The 14,542-nt window shown below is 30.1% G+C and carries 18 protein-coding genes and 1 pseudogene; all 19 read right to left on the bottom strand.

Translation table 11 applies throughout. The annotated features are described in order from the left end of the window. Positions 1–92 precede the first annotated feature (92 nt). The gene (locus ACHZC3_RS03890; RefSeq protein WP_394758571.1) at positions 93–278 is read right to left on the bottom strand and encodes a CsbD family protein; all 186 of its coding nucleotides are present in this window, start codon (positions 276–278) and stop codon (positions 93–95) included. 119 nt (positions 279–397) lie between these two features. Continuing rightward, the gene (locus ACHZC3_RS03885) at positions 398–886 is read right to left on the bottom strand and encodes a hypothetical protein (RefSeq protein WP_394758570.1); all 489 of its coding nucleotides are present in this window, start codon (positions 884–886) and stop codon (positions 398–400) included. Positions 887–977: 91 nt separating this feature from the next. Next, the gene (locus ACHZC3_RS03880; RefSeq protein ID WP_394758569.1) at positions 978–1,400 is read right to left on the bottom strand and encodes a low affinity iron permease family protein; all 423 of its coding nucleotides are present in this window, start codon (positions 1,398–1,400) and stop codon (positions 978–980) included. Between the two features lies 1 nt (position 1,401). After that, positions 1,402–1,782 (bottom strand): hypothetical protein, encoded by a 381-nt coding sequence (locus ACHZC3_RS03875; protein WP_394758568.1) that lies wholly within the window; start codon positions 1,780–1,782, stop codon positions 1,402–1,404. Between the two features lie 11 nt (positions 1,783–1,793). Continuing rightward, on the bottom strand, positions 1,794–2,018 hold the full coding sequence (locus ACHZC3_RS03870) for a hypothetical protein (protein WP_394758567.1): 225 nt from the start codon (positions 2,016–2,018) through the stop codon (positions 1,794–1,796). A gap of 84 nt (positions 2,019–2,102) precedes the next feature. Next, entirely contained in the window at positions 2,103–2,354 is a 252-nt protein-coding gene (locus ACHZC3_RS03865) for a hypothetical protein (protein WP_394758566.1), read from the bottom strand. A gap of 120 nt (positions 2,355–2,474) precedes the next feature. Next, positions 2,475–2,912, bottom strand: a complete 438-nt coding sequence (locus ACHZC3_RS03860; RefSeq protein ID WP_394758565.1) for a hypothetical protein — start codon at positions 2,910–2,912, stop codon at positions 2,475–2,477. 158 nt (positions 2,913–3,070) lie between these two features. After that, positions 3,071–5,083: an OmpA family protein gene (locus ACHZC3_RS03855; RefSeq protein ID WP_394758564.1), complete on the bottom strand. Its 2,013-nt coding sequence runs from the start codon at positions 5,081–5,083 to the stop codon at positions 3,071–3,073. Positions 5,084–5,146: 63 nt separating this feature from the next. Beyond that, on the bottom strand, positions 5,147–6,904 hold the full coding sequence (locus ACHZC3_RS03850) for an Ig-like domain-containing protein (protein ID WP_394758563.1): 1,758 nt from the start codon (positions 6,902–6,904) through the stop codon (positions 5,147–5,149). Positions 6,905–7,091: 187 nt separating this feature from the next. After that, positions 7,092–7,943: an MlaD family protein gene (locus tag ACHZC3_RS03845; protein WP_394758562.1), complete on the bottom strand. Its 852-nt coding sequence runs from the start codon at positions 7,941–7,943 to the stop codon at positions 7,092–7,094. 15 nt (positions 7,944–7,958) lie between these two features. After that, positions 7,959–8,693: an ABC transporter ATP-binding protein gene (locus ACHZC3_RS03840; RefSeq protein ID WP_394758561.1), complete on the bottom strand. Its 735-nt coding sequence runs from the start codon at positions 8,691–8,693 to the stop codon at positions 7,959–7,961. 5 nt (positions 8,694–8,698) lie between these two features. Further along, a complete protein-coding gene (locus ACHZC3_RS03835; RefSeq protein ID WP_394758560.1) occupies positions 8,699–9,457 on the bottom strand; it encodes an MlaE family ABC transporter permease in 759 nt (252 codons plus the stop codon). 3 nt (positions 9,458–9,460) lie between these two features. Beyond that, the gene (locus ACHZC3_RS03830; protein ID WP_394758559.1) at positions 9,461–9,952 is read right to left on the bottom strand and encodes a TspO/MBR family protein; all 492 of its coding nucleotides are present in this window, start codon (positions 9,950–9,952) and stop codon (positions 9,461–9,463) included. A 166-nt stretch (positions 9,953–10,118) separates the two neighbouring features. Beyond that, positions 10,119–10,583, bottom strand: coding sequence for a PA2169 family four-helix-bundle protein (locus ACHZC3_RS03825; protein WP_394758558.1), 465 nt, complete (start codon positions 10,581–10,583; stop codon positions 10,119–10,121). Between the two features lie 108 nt (positions 10,584–10,691). Then, entirely contained in the window at positions 10,692–12,314 is a 1,623-nt protein-coding gene (locus ACHZC3_RS03820) for a murein L,D-transpeptidase (protein WP_394758557.1), read from the bottom strand. Between the two features lie 9 nt (positions 12,315–12,323). Next, the gene (locus ACHZC3_RS03815; protein WP_394758556.1) at positions 12,324–12,872 is read right to left on the bottom strand and encodes an NADPH-dependent FMN reductase; all 549 of its coding nucleotides are present in this window, start codon (positions 12,870–12,872) and stop codon (positions 12,324–12,326) included. Between the two features lie 87 nt (positions 12,873–12,959). After that, positions 12,960–13,640, bottom strand: a complete 681-nt coding sequence (locus ACHZC3_RS03810; protein ID WP_394758555.1) for a type 1 glutamine amidotransferase domain-containing protein — start codon at positions 13,638–13,640, stop codon at positions 12,960–12,962. A 4-nt stretch (positions 13,641–13,644) separates the two neighbouring features. After that, entirely contained in the window at positions 13,645–14,154 is a 510-nt protein-coding gene (locus tag ACHZC3_RS03805; RefSeq protein ID WP_394758554.1) for a pyridoxamine 5'-phosphate oxidase family protein, read from the bottom strand. Positions 14,155–14,357: 203 nt separating this feature from the next. Beyond that, positions 14,358–14,542 (bottom strand): annotated as a pseudogene (locus tag ACHZC3_RS03800) (OsmC family peroxiredoxin); the annotation flags it as partial.

The following is a 14,542-nucleotide window of genomic DNA, read 5'->3' as shown; positions in this document are numbered from 1 at the left end:
ATTTACAACTTATGAATACTGTACCAGCTAGGATGGCTAGCATAAAAAATGATTTTTTCATATTCTAAAATTTAAAGATAATTGTTGTTTTATTAAAGTGCTTCTAAAATTTTGTGCAATTCTTCTTTGGTTTTTCCCAGTTTTATCTGAAGTCTTCCCATCATCTCTTCTTTTTTGCCGTCTATAAATAACAAATCATTATCTGTTAATTTTGCAAATTTTTGTTTGAGTTTCCCTTTTTGTTCTTCCCAAGTTCCTTTAATTTCTGTTGTGTTCATTTTTTTATTTTTTTATGTTGAGAATGCATTTTCTTAACAATACAAAGATGCAAACGATTCGATTTATTTTTATTATATAATATTAAAAAGGAGTTGTAATATTCACATATTTAAGACTATTAGAATCTATATCTAACTCCTAATGCAATGTCAGGTCCAAAATTGTTTTCTCTAAATGTGTCTGAATTAAAATATATTTCAGGACGAAAATCTAAAGAAAGTTGAAGTGGAAAATCAAAATCATATTCGATACCAATATCTCCAGCCACAAATGCAAAAGCACCATTGTCATTAATTTCAAATTTATCGTGACGCCAAGTTCCTGCTCCACCACCAACTCCTGCATACCAGTTAAATCCACCATCTATATTCCAAATCCATTGGTATAAAGCAGCTAGTTTAATTGCATCTACATCATTACTGTTTCTCCAGCCTAAATCTAATTCTAACCTATTGTTAGTAGCTAATTTTCTTTGGTAGGAAACTTCACCTCCAAATCCATCGTTGTCACCCAATCGTAAACCAAGTGCATTTTTTGAAATGTTCTGTGCCTGTGAGCTAAATGCCAAACCTATTAACATTGTAGCAACTAAAATTTTTTTGTTCATAATTTTATATTTATTTATTGGTGTAAAGTTGCGGAGTAAACCACTAAATTGGATTACAGAATTCTATCAAAAACTAGTAATATTCACATATTTAAATCTGATTTTCGATATTGATTTCTTTCAGCGCATTATCTAACTCTATCTCAATTGAATCGTCAGTTTCTATATATTCTTTAGACATTTCTACGATTTCTTGTTCGGTTTTTTGGCTAGTATTCATTACCGAATTATTGGCTGGCTCATGAGAAGAAATGAGTTCATTAATCTTGAGATGTATCAATGCCGAATACCTGTTGAATGATTTTTGAATGATGAATAAACTCAAAAAAGTAGTCCCAAAAATAATATCACCGATGTTTTGATGTAAATCTTTAGATGTAGGTAAATTGGTAATCCACCAAAATATAACCAAAATAAATGCTAAAATAAACGAAATAGAATTTCCTAGAATTTTAGTTACTATAGAAACTAATCGTTCAAATTGTCGTTCGATATTAAAATAGGCTTTTTTCATATTAATTCATAAAATAATCATTTACAAATGCAAGCTGTTGGTTTGCTGCTAGTTTGTCGGAATTTTTGACTTTGATTTTGCTATTTGCATATCGGTTATTTTTCATCAAAAAGTTAAACAATTCGGTTTTTGCATCGGTTGGGCCAAACAACAAAACTTTATCAAAACTCAATATTTCGTCTCCCAAATTTTCATAAAATTTGTGTTCTAAATGTTGTTCTTTGTTGTGCAAATGACTTTCGCCTTTTTGTAAGGTTTCCTTTTTATCTTGACTGTCAAAATCAGATTTGATAGTTTTAAATTCAATTGCTGATATATCAAAATCGTATAATTTTGCTTCAGCATGGTCTAAATAAATAGCTAATTTTTTGGAAGTTTTCATTTTTATAAAATTTAAAAGTTATTAATTAAACTAGAGTGATTTGGAGCATATTTTCGAAGTAAATCCTGCAAAGAATCATAATAATCTTGCAGAATTTTATTACTAATCTCTGGAGTCTTCACATCTGGAATTGTGACTTGCATTTCGTTTAAATATTTCATTAACTCTGGAAATTCATTTCGAATTGTCATGGTCATTTTTAGAATACTTTCGTTAAGTTCAGCTTCTGTTTTCATATGTTTTTATATTAAAAATTAAAAAAGCACCAAACGTAATTTGGTGCTTTTTAAGAATTAAAAATTAACCAAAAAATCAAATCCTTATACTATTGCTGATTGTTTCTTTGCATTTTTCTTTTGGGCTTTTTTAGCTAAGTCCGTTTGGTCTTTCGCCTTAGTATTAAATCCGCTAGCCATAATGCTGTTTCCTGCCAATTGGTGTTTTGCCGCTTCATGATGGTGTAATGCGGCTGCCTCATGATGCATTGCTGCTTTCTTGTGATTGTCAACAATTTTTTGACTTTCAATTTTTGGATCTTTGATCTGTTTTGCTGGTTTTACCTCGTTTGACATAATGTTTAATTTAATGTTATGAATTAATTTTCATAACTATACAAATTTCTAACATCTAATTTAATTCCTTGTTATACAAATATTTATATATGTTTCAACATTCATAGGTTTGCAATTAAATTAATGTTTTCCTTTTTTATTTCCTTTTTTATTACCATGTTGATTGCCATTATTATGATGTCCATTATTTCCTCTAGACTTTTCCCACTTGTTATCACTTTTATAATATTTAGCTTTATGAACTTTGTAATGAGTATAAGGATTACGACCATGATAATCATTTAAAACAACCACATGACCTGTGTTCAAATTGTAACTTCTATAGCGCATTGGTAATGATCTAGAACGAATCCAGGCACCATTGTTAAGATAAATAAATTGAGATTGATGAATATCATAATACGAATTGATATCTGGTAAATAATAATATTCTTCTGTTGTGACTGTTGGTCCCCAAACTGGAGGTGTTCCTAAATTTACATTTACTTGAACTTGTGCGTGCGAGAAACTAAATACTAAAAGAAATGTTCCTACTATAAATAATTTAAACTTTTTCATTTTTTTAAAATTTATTAATGATTATTACTATTACAAATTTGATTATTAAAATATTAGAAAAGTTGCATAATTCTTATAAAAAATTGTATAATTACTAGCAAAAAAACAGAACAGCTTTTTTAATTGCTGTCCTGTTTTAATATTTATATCTAAAAAATTTATTTGTTTGGAACAATATCAATTACAACTGTTCTGTTATAAAAGCGTTCTTCTGGATATTTATTTTCGAATAATGAATATTTTACATCTTCACCATAACCATGAATTTCAAATTTTACGTCTTTTCTTCCTGAATTAGCTAAACTTTTTTCAATAATAGTTTTAACATCATTAGCTCTTGCCAAAGATAAATTTTGATTATAATTATCTTCCCCAATAATATCTGTATGTCCTTGAATAATAACGGTACCTCCAATTGGTATTTTTGGTGTTACAATTTCAGTTAGATATTTTTCGTAAATTGCTATAGATTTAGACTCATTGAATTCGTAAATAACACTAAATCTAACACTTTCTTTAATTTGCGGAGCTACATAAGGAAGGATTGTGACCATAGCGTCTTTTCTAACTGTTTTACCACTTTTAGTTTGACCAACCATTACAACATTAAAGTTTCCTTGTTGTTGATTTTTTAGAATAGTATTTCTAGAAATAATTATCTTATCTTCAGAATAGGGTCCGAAATTTTTAATTTTTCCATTTCCATCTTTCAATTCCAACATCCAAGTTGAAAATACTTCTTTTGAACCAACGTTATTAAAAGTGATATCATCCATATTTTGGTTTTGTTCAACTGTAATTATTTCAACTGGTTTCAATGGTGCATCACCACTTTGAAATTCCATTAATAACTCTGGTGAATTACTTTCAATAGTTACTCTTCTGTCACCTTCACGAAGCAAATCTAATTCTAGTTTTCCTCCAGGTTGTTCTGATGGAACAAGAGGTTTTACCCTTCCTTCGATAGTAATTCTAGAACCATTAATTGAGAAAACATCAACTAAATATTTTTTTACAGTTTCTGCCATTGCACGACCATCATTTGGTCCTTTTTCTGAGGAACCAACCAATTTTATGCTTGAAGAAGGATTTTTTTGCATACGATCTCCAAGAATATTAATAACGTTATAATATACCAACATTTGTCTTTCTGATCTTCCTGACATATTTTTTGGTGTATTAAATTGTACTTGATCTTCTTTAAAATCTTTTACCTGTCCTTTATTCAAAAGAACATAACGATCAGGAATCTGAGTAGAACCTAGATTAAAAAAGATATAATTACGAAGTGGAAAAACTTCACGCATGCTATTTTGTACCAGAACATTTTTGGGTTGATTAACCGAAAACTGTACTTCTCCATCAACAATTTCATCAGTTACAATTTGTTTGCCTCTTCCAAATTTTAATGCAAATCCAGCTCTTACTGTAGTTAAATTCCAAGTTTCAGTAGATCTTGGATTTTGTCCAAAATAAGGTTGAAAAGCCACAAATGGAGATAGAACAAATTGAGTTTTACTGGTTTGTGATCCAATTGGAATATCATAACCCATTCCTAATTGCATTGAAAATATAGTTTTTTTAACTTCACTAAAATCTCCAGTTACATCAGGATTAGTTATTTGCAAAGGATAATCAGGATTATTATCCTGCTGATAGGTAAATGATTTATTTAAATTGAAAGCCAACCTTGGTCCTCCATATAAATAAAAATTAGATTTAAAAGGTGTAAATCGCAAACTTGGCTCAATCGTAAAGTAGCTTAATTTTGCTTCTAAATCCGCAGGACAATTACAAGGTGTAATTACTTGTTCATACTTTCCATTTCGATTATCATATCCTGTCTGAAACATAAATCCAAAATACGAATCTGGACGATGATATTCTACAAGAGGTGCAAGATACAAACCAACACCAAAACCATTATGAAATGCAGTAGGTGGCGTAAAATTTTCATTTAATACTTGGGTTGAACCACGATAAAAATTAAAGTTTGCTCCAGCTGCAGCTCCAAACCACCATGATGGTTTAGTATATTGAATTTCTTGAGCTTGAACTGAAATTTGAGTTGCAAAACATACCAAAGTTGTTAAAATAAAATGTTTTATTGGTAGTTTATTTAAGGACCATGCTTTGCATGATCCTGTTATTGATTTAAAATTTGATTTCATTTTTTTTGAATTTTATAGTTATATATAGAACTTATTCTCATAGAATAAATCATTTATTTTATATTAATTAGGAACATTTATGGTTGTATTAACCATAGTAACAGATGCAACTAATGATATTGCTCTTCCATTTAAAACGGTTTGGGTAGCATTTCCAGCAGTTGAAAATGTAACTCCTGAATTTGCAATAATGGTTCCAGTCATTACTCCGCCTCCAGCTCCATTTATAGTAGCTGCACTTCCTACGTACCAAAACACATTTTTAGGTAAAGCACCATTTATCATTATAACACTTTTAGCACCAGTTGGTCCAGCAATTCCTACTGTTAATCCAGCAGCGGTTTGAAAAATCCAAACTGCATTAGGATTGCCTTGTGCATCGAGTGTTAAATCACCATTAGATATATTAAATGTTCCACTTGCTGATTTGTATATCCCAGGAGCTAAAGTTAAACCTCCAAGTTCTCCTGCACCGGGATCAATACCACCAGGCATTGAGGCTGGAGAAATACTTAAATAAGCCGCGTTAGCATCCAGTAATCCTTGTGAAGCTATAGCAAATGAAGCAGCTGTTCCTGGAAATGGTGGAGCTGTAAAAATACTTCCTGTTACATTACCAACATTTAGAGGTGTTTCAGTATAAATTGCATTTGAATCGTGAAAACCAGTTACTAAAGTAGAAGCCGCTGTTGTACCAATACTTCCGTTATTTATAACTGTATTTAATCCTTGATTAGTAATCCCTGCATTACCTCCAAAAGCACCAAACATTGAAGCTGTTCCTAAATTTGGAACCACTACAGTACTGAAACTCCATACATAATTATTGGCTAAAGGAATTCCTGCAAGATTTTTTGCCCCAGTTGTAACAGTCGCAGTATAAGTAGTATTTGGCAAAAGATTACTTGAAGGAGTAAATGTTGCTGTACTGCCGCTGTAAGAAACTGTTCCTAAAACTGTCGATGTACCTATTTTTACAGTAAATGTAGTTGTCGAAATAGTTAATGCATCCATTGGCATATTGAAAGTAGCAGTAACTATTTTGTTTAAAGCTACTCCAGTTGCATTGTTTAACGGATCTGTAGAAATTACAATTGGAGCTGATATAGTTCCAGTAGTAAAATTCCAAACATAATTACTAGCAATAGCAACACCAGCAAGATTTTTAGCTCCAGTAGTTATCGTTCCAGTGTAAACAGTATTTGCTGTAAGTGGTAAAGTTGGTGTAAATGTAGCAGTAGTACCTGAATAAGTAACTATACCAGCAATTGATGTTGCGCCTTGTTTTAATGTAAATGTTGTTCCGTTTATTGTCGCTCCATCCATTGGAGTATTAAAAGTTGCAGTAATAATTTTATTTAAAACTACTCCAGTTGCATTATTAGCCGGATCTGTAGCAATAACAATTGGTAATAAAGTTGTACCTGTACTAAAAGTCCAAATATAATCTTCTTGTAAAGCATTACCACGCAAATCTTTTACCATTGTTGTCACTTTACCAATGTAGGTTGTGTTTGCAATAAGATTACCTGTGGGCGTAAATGATGCTGTATTCCCTGAATAGGAAATTGCACCTGTAATTGGTGTTGACCCGTTTACTATTGTAAAAGATGATTGCGTAATAGTTGCGGGGTTTATTTCTTCGTTAAAAGTAACAGTAATCACTTTGTTTAGAGAAACACTTGTTTCACCATTTAGAGGACTAGTAGCTGTTACAGTTGGGCAAACTCCTATAGTTTCTTGAAAATCATCTTTAGAACAAGCTCCAAATAAAACAATCATTGATAAGACAATCATTGAAAATAGTTTTTTCTGTTTCATTTTATTATTTTTTAAATATTAGTATTAAAATTATTAAGCAAAGGTTAGCCGACTGTTCTATTGTTATGTTATATTTTTATTATGATTTGTTGCAATATTCACACATTAATAATTTGACTTATAATAAATTAAATGAAAAAACCATTAGTTTTCACTAATGGTTTTTATGATTTATAATCTTATATTGCTATTTCTCTTTATCTAATACTAATTTCTTTTTTGCTTCTTCTTTATTCTTTTTGTCTTCAGCTTTTTTCTTTTTAGCATCTGCTTTTTTCTTTTTGTTAAAATAACCTTTTAATAAAAAATTGTTTTGTGCTGCTTTTACGGTTTCATTTAATTCAATAAGGGTTGAATCTACTGAGTTTCCTAGCTTCTCATCCGTAACTAGTTTTGATAAAACGCCTTTTTTGTTGTTCATTTTTTTTGTAAAAACAGCAAACTCATCGGTGCTTGATTCCAAATTAGATAATGTTTTGGTTAATGAGTTAGCAAAAGTAGCATCAGTCATTAATTTAGATAATACTCCTTTACTATTATTCATTTTATTAGTAAAAATTGCTAGCTGACTGGTAATAATTGCAGCATTATCAGCACTTAATTTGACACTTTTCATAATGTCTTCAATTTCAACAGCTTTGGTCGATTTTATCAAATCTTTATCTTTCACAACAGTGTTAGAAGCTGTTCCTGGTGAAATCGTCAAAACTTTGTCTCCCATTAATCCATCTGAACCAATACTGGCAATAGCATCTGTTTTAATATACTTTTGAACTTCTTGCTTTATAATTAAATTGACAACAACGGCTGAATCAGAAATAAATTCAATGTCTTTTACTGTACCAACATTAATTCCTGAAAAACGAACATTATTCCCTTCTTTTAAACCACTTACATTTTTAAAATGTGATTTCAATTGAAATGTGGAACGAAATAAGTTTTTATTATTCCCAATAAAATAAATGGTTATCATAAATAAGATTAATCCTAAAATGACAAACATTCCTAATTTCCATTTATAATTTGAATTTTGTGCCATACTATTATTTTTAAATTAAATAAAAAAAGATCGCACCCATTCATCAGTGCTTTTCTCTAATTCGGTATAAGTTCCTTCTGCATGTATTACGCCATCTTTAAGAATCATAATTCTGTTTCCCGTTAGTTTAGCACATGCCATATCATGTGTAATAATAATTGAAGTAGTTTTGTATTTTTTTTGAACCGAAAGAATCAATTCGCTTATTTCTCTAGAAGTTATAGAATCTAAACCCGATGTGGGTTCGTCATATAAAATAATTTCTGGTTTAATTATTAATGTTCTTGCTAAAGCAATTCTTTTTCGCATTCCACCAGATAATTCTGACGGCATTTTGTCAATAGATTCCTCTAAACCCACGTTGGTTAACGCTTCAATAATTTGTTTTTCAATTTCATCGCCAGTCACTTCTTTCGTATGGTGTTTTAACGTGAATGCTAAATTTTGTCTTACCGACATAGAATCATACAAAGCGCCATTTTGAAACATAAATCCAATTCTTGATCTAATTTCATTGAGTTCGTTATTTTTTAGTTTTGTAATATCAGTATCAAAAACCTTAATTTCACCTTTGTCCACTTCAACCAATCCCACTAAACATTTTATAGTAACCGATTTTCCTGAACCAGAACGACCCAAAACAACCAAATCTTCACCTTTATTTACAGTCAGATTTACATCTTTTAGCACTTCATTTTCTCCGAATGATTTGCATAAGTTTTTTATAGAAATAATTACTTTATTATCCATAATTTCTAAAAGAATAAATCTGTTATTTGAACTGCTAACATGTCAAGTATAAAAATAGAAAGTGATGCAGCGACAACGGCTTCGTTAGCTGCAACACCAACACTTGCTGTTCCGTTTGAAGCATTAAATCCTTTGTAACAGCCTATTAAACCAATAAAAAATCCGAAGAAAAATGTTTTAATCACAGCTGGAATTAAATCTAAAAACTCTAAATGCTCAATTACATCCGAAAAATAGCGATATAAACTCATACTTCCACGAACATTATATCCAATATAACCGCCAAAAATTCCAACAAAATCAGCAAATATTACTAAAATAGGAAGCATTAATGTTGTGGCTAAAATTCGGGTAACTACTAAATATTTATACGGATTTATAGCCGAAACTTCCATGGCATCAATTTGTTCGGTAACTTTCATGGAGCCTAATTCGGCACCAATTCCGGATGCAATTTTTCCTGCACAAATTAATGCTGTAATTACGGGAGCAATTTCTCTTACTAACGATAATGAAACCATACTTGGCAACCAACTTTCTGCTCCAAATTGAATCATTGTTGGTCTTGATTGGATAGTTAAGACTAATCCCATTATAAAACCTGTTATACTGACTAACGGTAATGATTTATAACCTACAGCATAGCACTGACGAAAAAATTCATTAATTTGAAATGGTGGTTTTACAATTTCTTTAAAAAATCTTCCTGTAAACAAGGAAACATTACCTGTGTCTTCGAATATATTTTTGAGATAAGTTTGCATAGTCTAATTATTTAATTTCCATAGATTATAATTCAAAATTGCAGCAAAGCAAACCCATGAAACATAAGGAACCAATAGCCAAGCAGCTGTTTTAGAAATTTCAGAAAATCTATAAATGGTAACTAAAATAAGTATTATCATTATTATAATTTCGATAAAAGCTGCTATGGGCGAATGGAATTTGAAAAACAAAATTGTCCACCAAAAATTTAAAAATAGTTGTGCTGCAAAAAATAGCATGGCTTCCTGCTTTATAGACTCATAGGAATTGCTTTTCCAAATTATCCAAAGCGAGATTGCCATTAATAAATATAAAATGGTCCAAACAGGCCCAAACAAATAACCTGGCGGATTCCAAGATGGTTTTATAATAGTATTATACCAAATATTATTTTGAGTATTGGTTAATAAACCTGAAATAATACCAGTTGTTTGGCAAATTAAAATGCAGATAGCTAATTTCCAATTATTTGATAAAGTAGTTGTTGTGTCCATATTATTAATTTATTTAGAAAAACCTACAAGACTTAAATAAATCTTGCAGGTTATAAAAAATGTCTTTTGTTAGTACCTAAAATTATATTTTGGTGAATGATACTAATTATTCAATAAATAATTAGCATTACTTCTTCTCTTGACAAAAAACATTGAAATTATTCTGCTAATTTTTTTCGCTAGCAATTGCATCACGTAATTGCTTTACTTTATCATGATCTACTTTCAATAAAGCATAATGTTTGTTCAACATATCTTGTTCTTTATAGTTGGTGTCTTGATGGTCTTGAATCAATACTTTTTTGTATGTTTCAAGAATCACATCTTCACCATATTCGCAAGAATCTAATATTGCCTCTCTGTCATTTCCAGTCAATGCAGCTTTTGCATCCATCCAAACTCTAAAAAATTTTCCTGTAACTCTTGTTCCTTCATCTGGTGTTCCCCCCAATCTTTTTACCTCTGCAACTAATTCTTTTCGATTTTGCACGCTAGTCTCCATTAAATCTGAAAAAAGCATTTTTAAATCTGTTTCTTGTGCTTCTGCTTCTGCTGTTTTGTAGCCTTCGATTCGGTCGTTGTTAATTACGATTAAGGAGTTGAAGGCACTAATTATTTTTTCGCTTTCCATTTTATTTTAATTTATTATTAGTAATTTTTATTATTGTAAAATTCTATAAACTAGGCATTTACTTTGTTATATAACTTTTAGAATAAGTTGTAATATTCATAGATTTAGTTATTCTATAAAAATCTCTTTCGCCAAGTCTTCATCTAAATCATAAACATCATTTCTAAAATTCAAATTACCATTACTATCTACCCAAGCTGTGAAATAAGTAATATAAACAGGAATGTTGGGTTTTATAGAAATTCCAGTTTCAGTGTTAGTTTTCAAAACTTTATCTACTTTTTTTGTACTCCAAGTTTTATTATTTCGGAGTAAATACAGCGCTAATTTTTTGGGGTTTTCAACCCGAATGCAACCATGACTAAAATCTCTTTTGTTCTGACTAAATAATTCTTTGGATGGTGTGTCATGTAAATAAATATTAAAACTATTTGGAAAAAGAAACTTCATCTCGCCCAATGCATTGTTTTTTCCAGGTTTTTGTCGGATTATAAAAGGAACATTTTTCGTGTACTTATGCCAATTTATGGTTGCAGCATTAATTGCTTCTCCAGAATTAGAAACTACTTCCATATTATTTCTTGATAAATAATTGCGATTGCGTTTTAGTTTTGGTAAAATTTCATGATTAATAATACTGTTTGGAACATTCCAATAGGGATTTAGAATAATTCGGGATATATTACCTTTAAAAATACTCGTTTGCTTGGCTTCTTTGCCCACAACCACATTAGTTTCCCAAAGCAATTTTTTGTTTTCAAAAACGTGTAATTTATATTCTGGAATGTTAACCAACAAATAATCATTTTCGATTTCGACAGGAACCCAACGCAAGCGTTCCAGATTGACCAACATTTGCTTAATTCGTAAATCGACTGTTTTATTCATTTCTTCAATCGTTTTTTCGTCTAATTTTCCGTTTTCAGGTAAGCCTAAACGTTGCTGAAAATGAGAAACTGCTGTTTCTAAATTATCTGAAAAAGCAATATTTTTATCGTTAATTTTCAAATCTCCAGACAAGAATAATCGTTGTTTAACTTGTAGCAAACAGGAATCAGAATCTGTAACGGCAAGTATTTTTTTATTGGTTTTAATAATAGGAAATCCTCCTTTTTTCTGGATATCACGATACAAACGCAGTTTCTCTTTTAGTTTAGAATAATACAAATTTACTGGTTCATACGTTTTGTCGTTTTCGTCTTTTAGAACCAAAGAATCCAACATATTCTGAAAATTTTTCTTGCTTCGAGGAATAAACCAATCTAGTTGGTGTGCTGTTTTATTGATGCCCGAAAATGCTTTTTCAGAATATTTAAAAAAAGTAGTGGTTAGGGTTAATTCTAATTTTTCACGTTGCTTTTTATCGATTTCGGTTTTATTGGTTTTTATTAATGTTATGAGCGTATCTAATTGTGCATTATTTAATGTTTTATCATTAAAATCATTACTATAATTAAGTAATTGATTCTGAAAGTTTGGCACAGCTTGTGTCATTCCTTTTTTATTGAACCAAGCATATTGAAAGTTTCTGTTTTTATAAAAAAAATTAACTTCTTTTACAATATTCTCATTTTCAGGATTGGATTTGAAAAAGGCAATTATAGTCGATTCTTCAAGAAATAGATCGGTATAATTCTGGTTAGAATTCGCTTTTGATGCATTTATTTTTGATTCTTTTTTACAACTTAAAAAAAGAATTGAAATAAGCATTATTTTGAATAAATATTTCATATTTGATTATTATTTATTGGAATCGATACATTTCAAAAAATCATCTATAAAAATCTTAGCAAATCCATTGGTTTCTTTCTTGTTTGTTGGGTTTCCGAAATCATCAAATTTTTCTTGAACTTTAGCTACTGGAAAATTTTTAGAAATACAAATAGCTCCAATTTTCCAAAATATAAATTCTAAATGTGTTAGTGCTTGCAAACCTCCAAAATCACTAGATGAAACTGTAGAAAAAGCAATAGTCTTTCTTTGCCATTCTTCATATAACAAATCGATAACATTTTTTAGACTAGCAGGAATACTACCATTATATTCAGGAGATACAATGATTATTGCATCTGAAGCAATGATTTTATTTTTGAATTCTAAAGCTTCTAAACTTGGTGATTTTAGATTCTTTAATCTTTCTTCAAAAATAGGAAAATTGTATTGTTTTAAATCTAAAATTTCGACAGTTGCCAGCTTATTAAGTTTCAAATATTTCTGAAAATAAAGTGCTACATTATGGCTTTCCCTTCCAATTCTAATGCTAGATGATATGATTGAAATATGATACATAATTTATTATTTTAAAGAGAATCTTTTAAAACTTCTTTTTCTGAATTGAATAAATATTTTGTAATATTCTTTTAAATCCAATATTGATTATTTTTTTAAAACAGCCAACAATTCTTTTGCAACTTCGCCAGATGATTGTGGATTTTGACCAGTGATTAACAATCCGTCTTTTACGACATAACTTGTCCAATCTTCTTTTTTAGAATAAATTCCGCCTTTCTTTTTGATTTCATCTTCCAGCATAAAAGGTACAATTTTGTCGAGTTTGACTGCTACTTCTTCTGTATTAGAAAAAGCAGTAACTTTTTTTCCTTTAATTAAAAAATTTCCATCTTCGTCTTTGACGTTCAACAAAACCGATGGTGCATGACAAACTGTTGCTACTGGTTTTTTGGCATCCCAAAAATCTTCGATTAGTTTTATTGAATTTTTATCAGTAGTCAAATCCCACAAAGGTCCATGACCACCAGGGTAAAATATAGCATCAAAATCCTTGGCAGAAATAGCTTGTAATTGAGTGGTATTTGCCATTAAATTTAATAATTTTTCGTCATTTTTGTACCTAATTGTAGACTCGGTTTGGTTTTCGGAAGTATCACTTTTAGGATCAATTGGTGGTTGTCCACCGTTTGGTGAAGCTAAAGTAATTTTAGCTCCTGCATCTTTAAAAATATAATATGGTGTGGCAAATTCTTCTATCCAGAAACCTGTTTTACCCTCTGTGTTTCCTAATTTGCTGTGTGATGTTAATACGATAACTATTTTCATTTTTTTAAATTTTAATTTTTCCTTCAACTGCATCTACAAAATCTTTTCCTGTTACAACTGATGCAATCATTTTGATAAAGTTGACCATTTTTCCTCCTTCATTGTCCCAATAATGCGCATCAATTGAGCTTACTTTTATTAGTGAAATATTAGTGTCATTAATACCATCTTTGAACCAAATTTTCAAGAAAGGACTCCATAATTTCTCCATTTTTATTTTGTCAATTACAATTTCTGCTTCACCATTTAATACTAAATAAATATTTTTACTAGGATCAGAAAAAAACAACTGAACCTTTTTATCAAGTTCAATATTTTTATTTCTATCTGTATCCAAACCGCTAAAAAACCATATAGTTCCTTCTTCATCTACTTCTTGTGCTGTCATAACAGTAGCTGTAGAGCCATTGTGGTTGGTTATATCAGTACAAAAGAAACAGGTTGTAATGGTTTCTACCAATTGCTTTAATTTAGCTATTTCTTCTGTTTTGTCTAATTTTTTTGTAGTATTCATTTTAATTTAATTTTTAATTTATTCGCAATTTTTATAAAATAAAATTCTGAATAACCATTTTTAATTTGCTAATTAACGATTATCTAACTCGCGTACCATTTCGTTGGTCACAGGCGGAAAGTTGGAAAACCCACTGTGTTTTAGATGTCGTTGCGCCAACTTGACAAATCAACAAAAAATGGTCAAACAGAATTTATTTATTTTTAAATTTCAAAGTGGACTTCTGATGTTATTGGAATATTCAAAACTTTAGAAATCAAACAATTTTTTTCGGCATCTTTTGTAATAGTTGCAAATTCCTCTGCATTTATGCCCGGAATCGAGCCAGTAATATTCAAATGAATTCCAGTAATACTTAATCCTTCCATTGTTAGAGTTGCTTCAGTAT

Origin of the sequence: Flavobacterium sp. (assembly GCF_043720215.1) — a bacterium.
GTDB lineage: Bacteria > Bacteroidota > Bacteroidia > Flavobacteriales > Flavobacteriaceae > Flavobacterium.
The sequence above is the reverse complement of the archived record's forward strand: the minus strand, read 5'-3'. Positions and strand labels throughout refer to the sequence as shown.

Excerpts from the sequence above, each read along its gene's own strand:
- ACHZC3_RS03810 (WP_394758555.1), bottom strand. The coding sequence starts at position 13,640 with ATGAAAATAGTTATCGTATTAACATCACACAGCAAATTAGGAAACACA.
- ACHZC3_RS03835 (WP_394758560.1), bottom strand. The coding sequence starts at position 9,457 with ATGCAAACTTATCTCAAAAATATATTCGAAGACACAGGTAATGTTTCC.
- ACHZC3_RS03805 (WP_394758554.1), bottom strand. The coding sequence starts at position 14,154 with ATGAATACTACAAAAAAATTAGACAAAACAGAAGAAATAGCTAAATTA.
- ACHZC3_RS03865 (WP_394758566.1), bottom strand. The coding sequence starts at position 2,354 with ATGTCAAACGAGGTAAAACCAGCAAAACAGATCAAAGATCCAAAAATT.
- ACHZC3_RS03890 (WP_394758571.1), bottom strand. The coding sequence starts at position 278 with ATGAACACAACAGAAATTAAAGGAACTTGGGAAGAACAAAAAGGGAAA.
- ACHZC3_RS03855 (WP_394758564.1), bottom strand. The coding sequence starts at position 5,083 with ATGAAATCAAATTTTAAATCAATAACAGGATCATGCAAAGCATGGTCC.
- ACHZC3_RS03885 (WP_394758570.1), bottom strand. The coding sequence starts at position 886 with ATGAACAAAAAAATTTTAGTTGCTACAATGTTAATAGGTTTGGCATTT.
- ACHZC3_RS03845 (WP_394758562.1), bottom strand. The coding sequence starts at position 7,943 with ATGGCACAAAATTCAAATTATAAATGGAAATTAGGAATGTTTGTCATT.
- ACHZC3_RS03860 (WP_394758565.1), bottom strand. The coding sequence starts at position 2,912 with ATGAAAAAGTTTAAATTATTTATAGTAGGAACATTTCTTTTAGTATTT.
- ACHZC3_RS03880 (WP_394758569.1), bottom strand. The coding sequence starts at position 1,400 with ATGAAAAAAGCCTATTTTAATATCGAACGACAATTTGAACGATTAGTT.
- ACHZC3_RS03870 (WP_394758567.1), bottom strand. The coding sequence starts at position 2,018 with ATGAAAACAGAAGCTGAACTTAACGAAAGTATTCTAAAAATGACCATG.
- ACHZC3_RS03820 (WP_394758557.1), bottom strand. The coding sequence starts at position 12,314 with ATGAAATATTTATTCAAAATAATGCTTATTTCAATTCTTTTTTTAAGT.
- ACHZC3_RS03875 (WP_394758568.1), bottom strand. The coding sequence starts at position 1,782 with ATGAAAACTTCCAAAAAATTAGCTATTTATTTAGACCATGCTGAAGCA.
- ACHZC3_RS03830 (WP_394758559.1), bottom strand. The coding sequence starts at position 9,952 with ATGGACACAACAACTACTTTATCAAATAATTGGAAATTAGCTATCTGC.
- ACHZC3_RS03825 (WP_394758558.1), bottom strand. The coding sequence starts at position 10,583 with ATGGAAAGCGAAAAAATAATTAGTGCCTTCAACTCCTTAATCGTAATT.
- ACHZC3_RS03850 (WP_394758563.1), bottom strand. The coding sequence starts at position 6,904 with ATGAAACAGAAAAAACTATTTTCAATGATTGTCTTATCAATGATTGTT.
- ACHZC3_RS03840 (WP_394758561.1), bottom strand. The coding sequence starts at position 8,693 with ATGGATAATAAAGTAATTATTTCTATAAAAAACTTATGCAAATCATTC.
- ACHZC3_RS03815 (WP_394758556.1), bottom strand. The coding sequence starts at position 12,872 with ATGTATCATATTTCAATCATATCATCTAGCATTAGAATTGGAAGGGAA.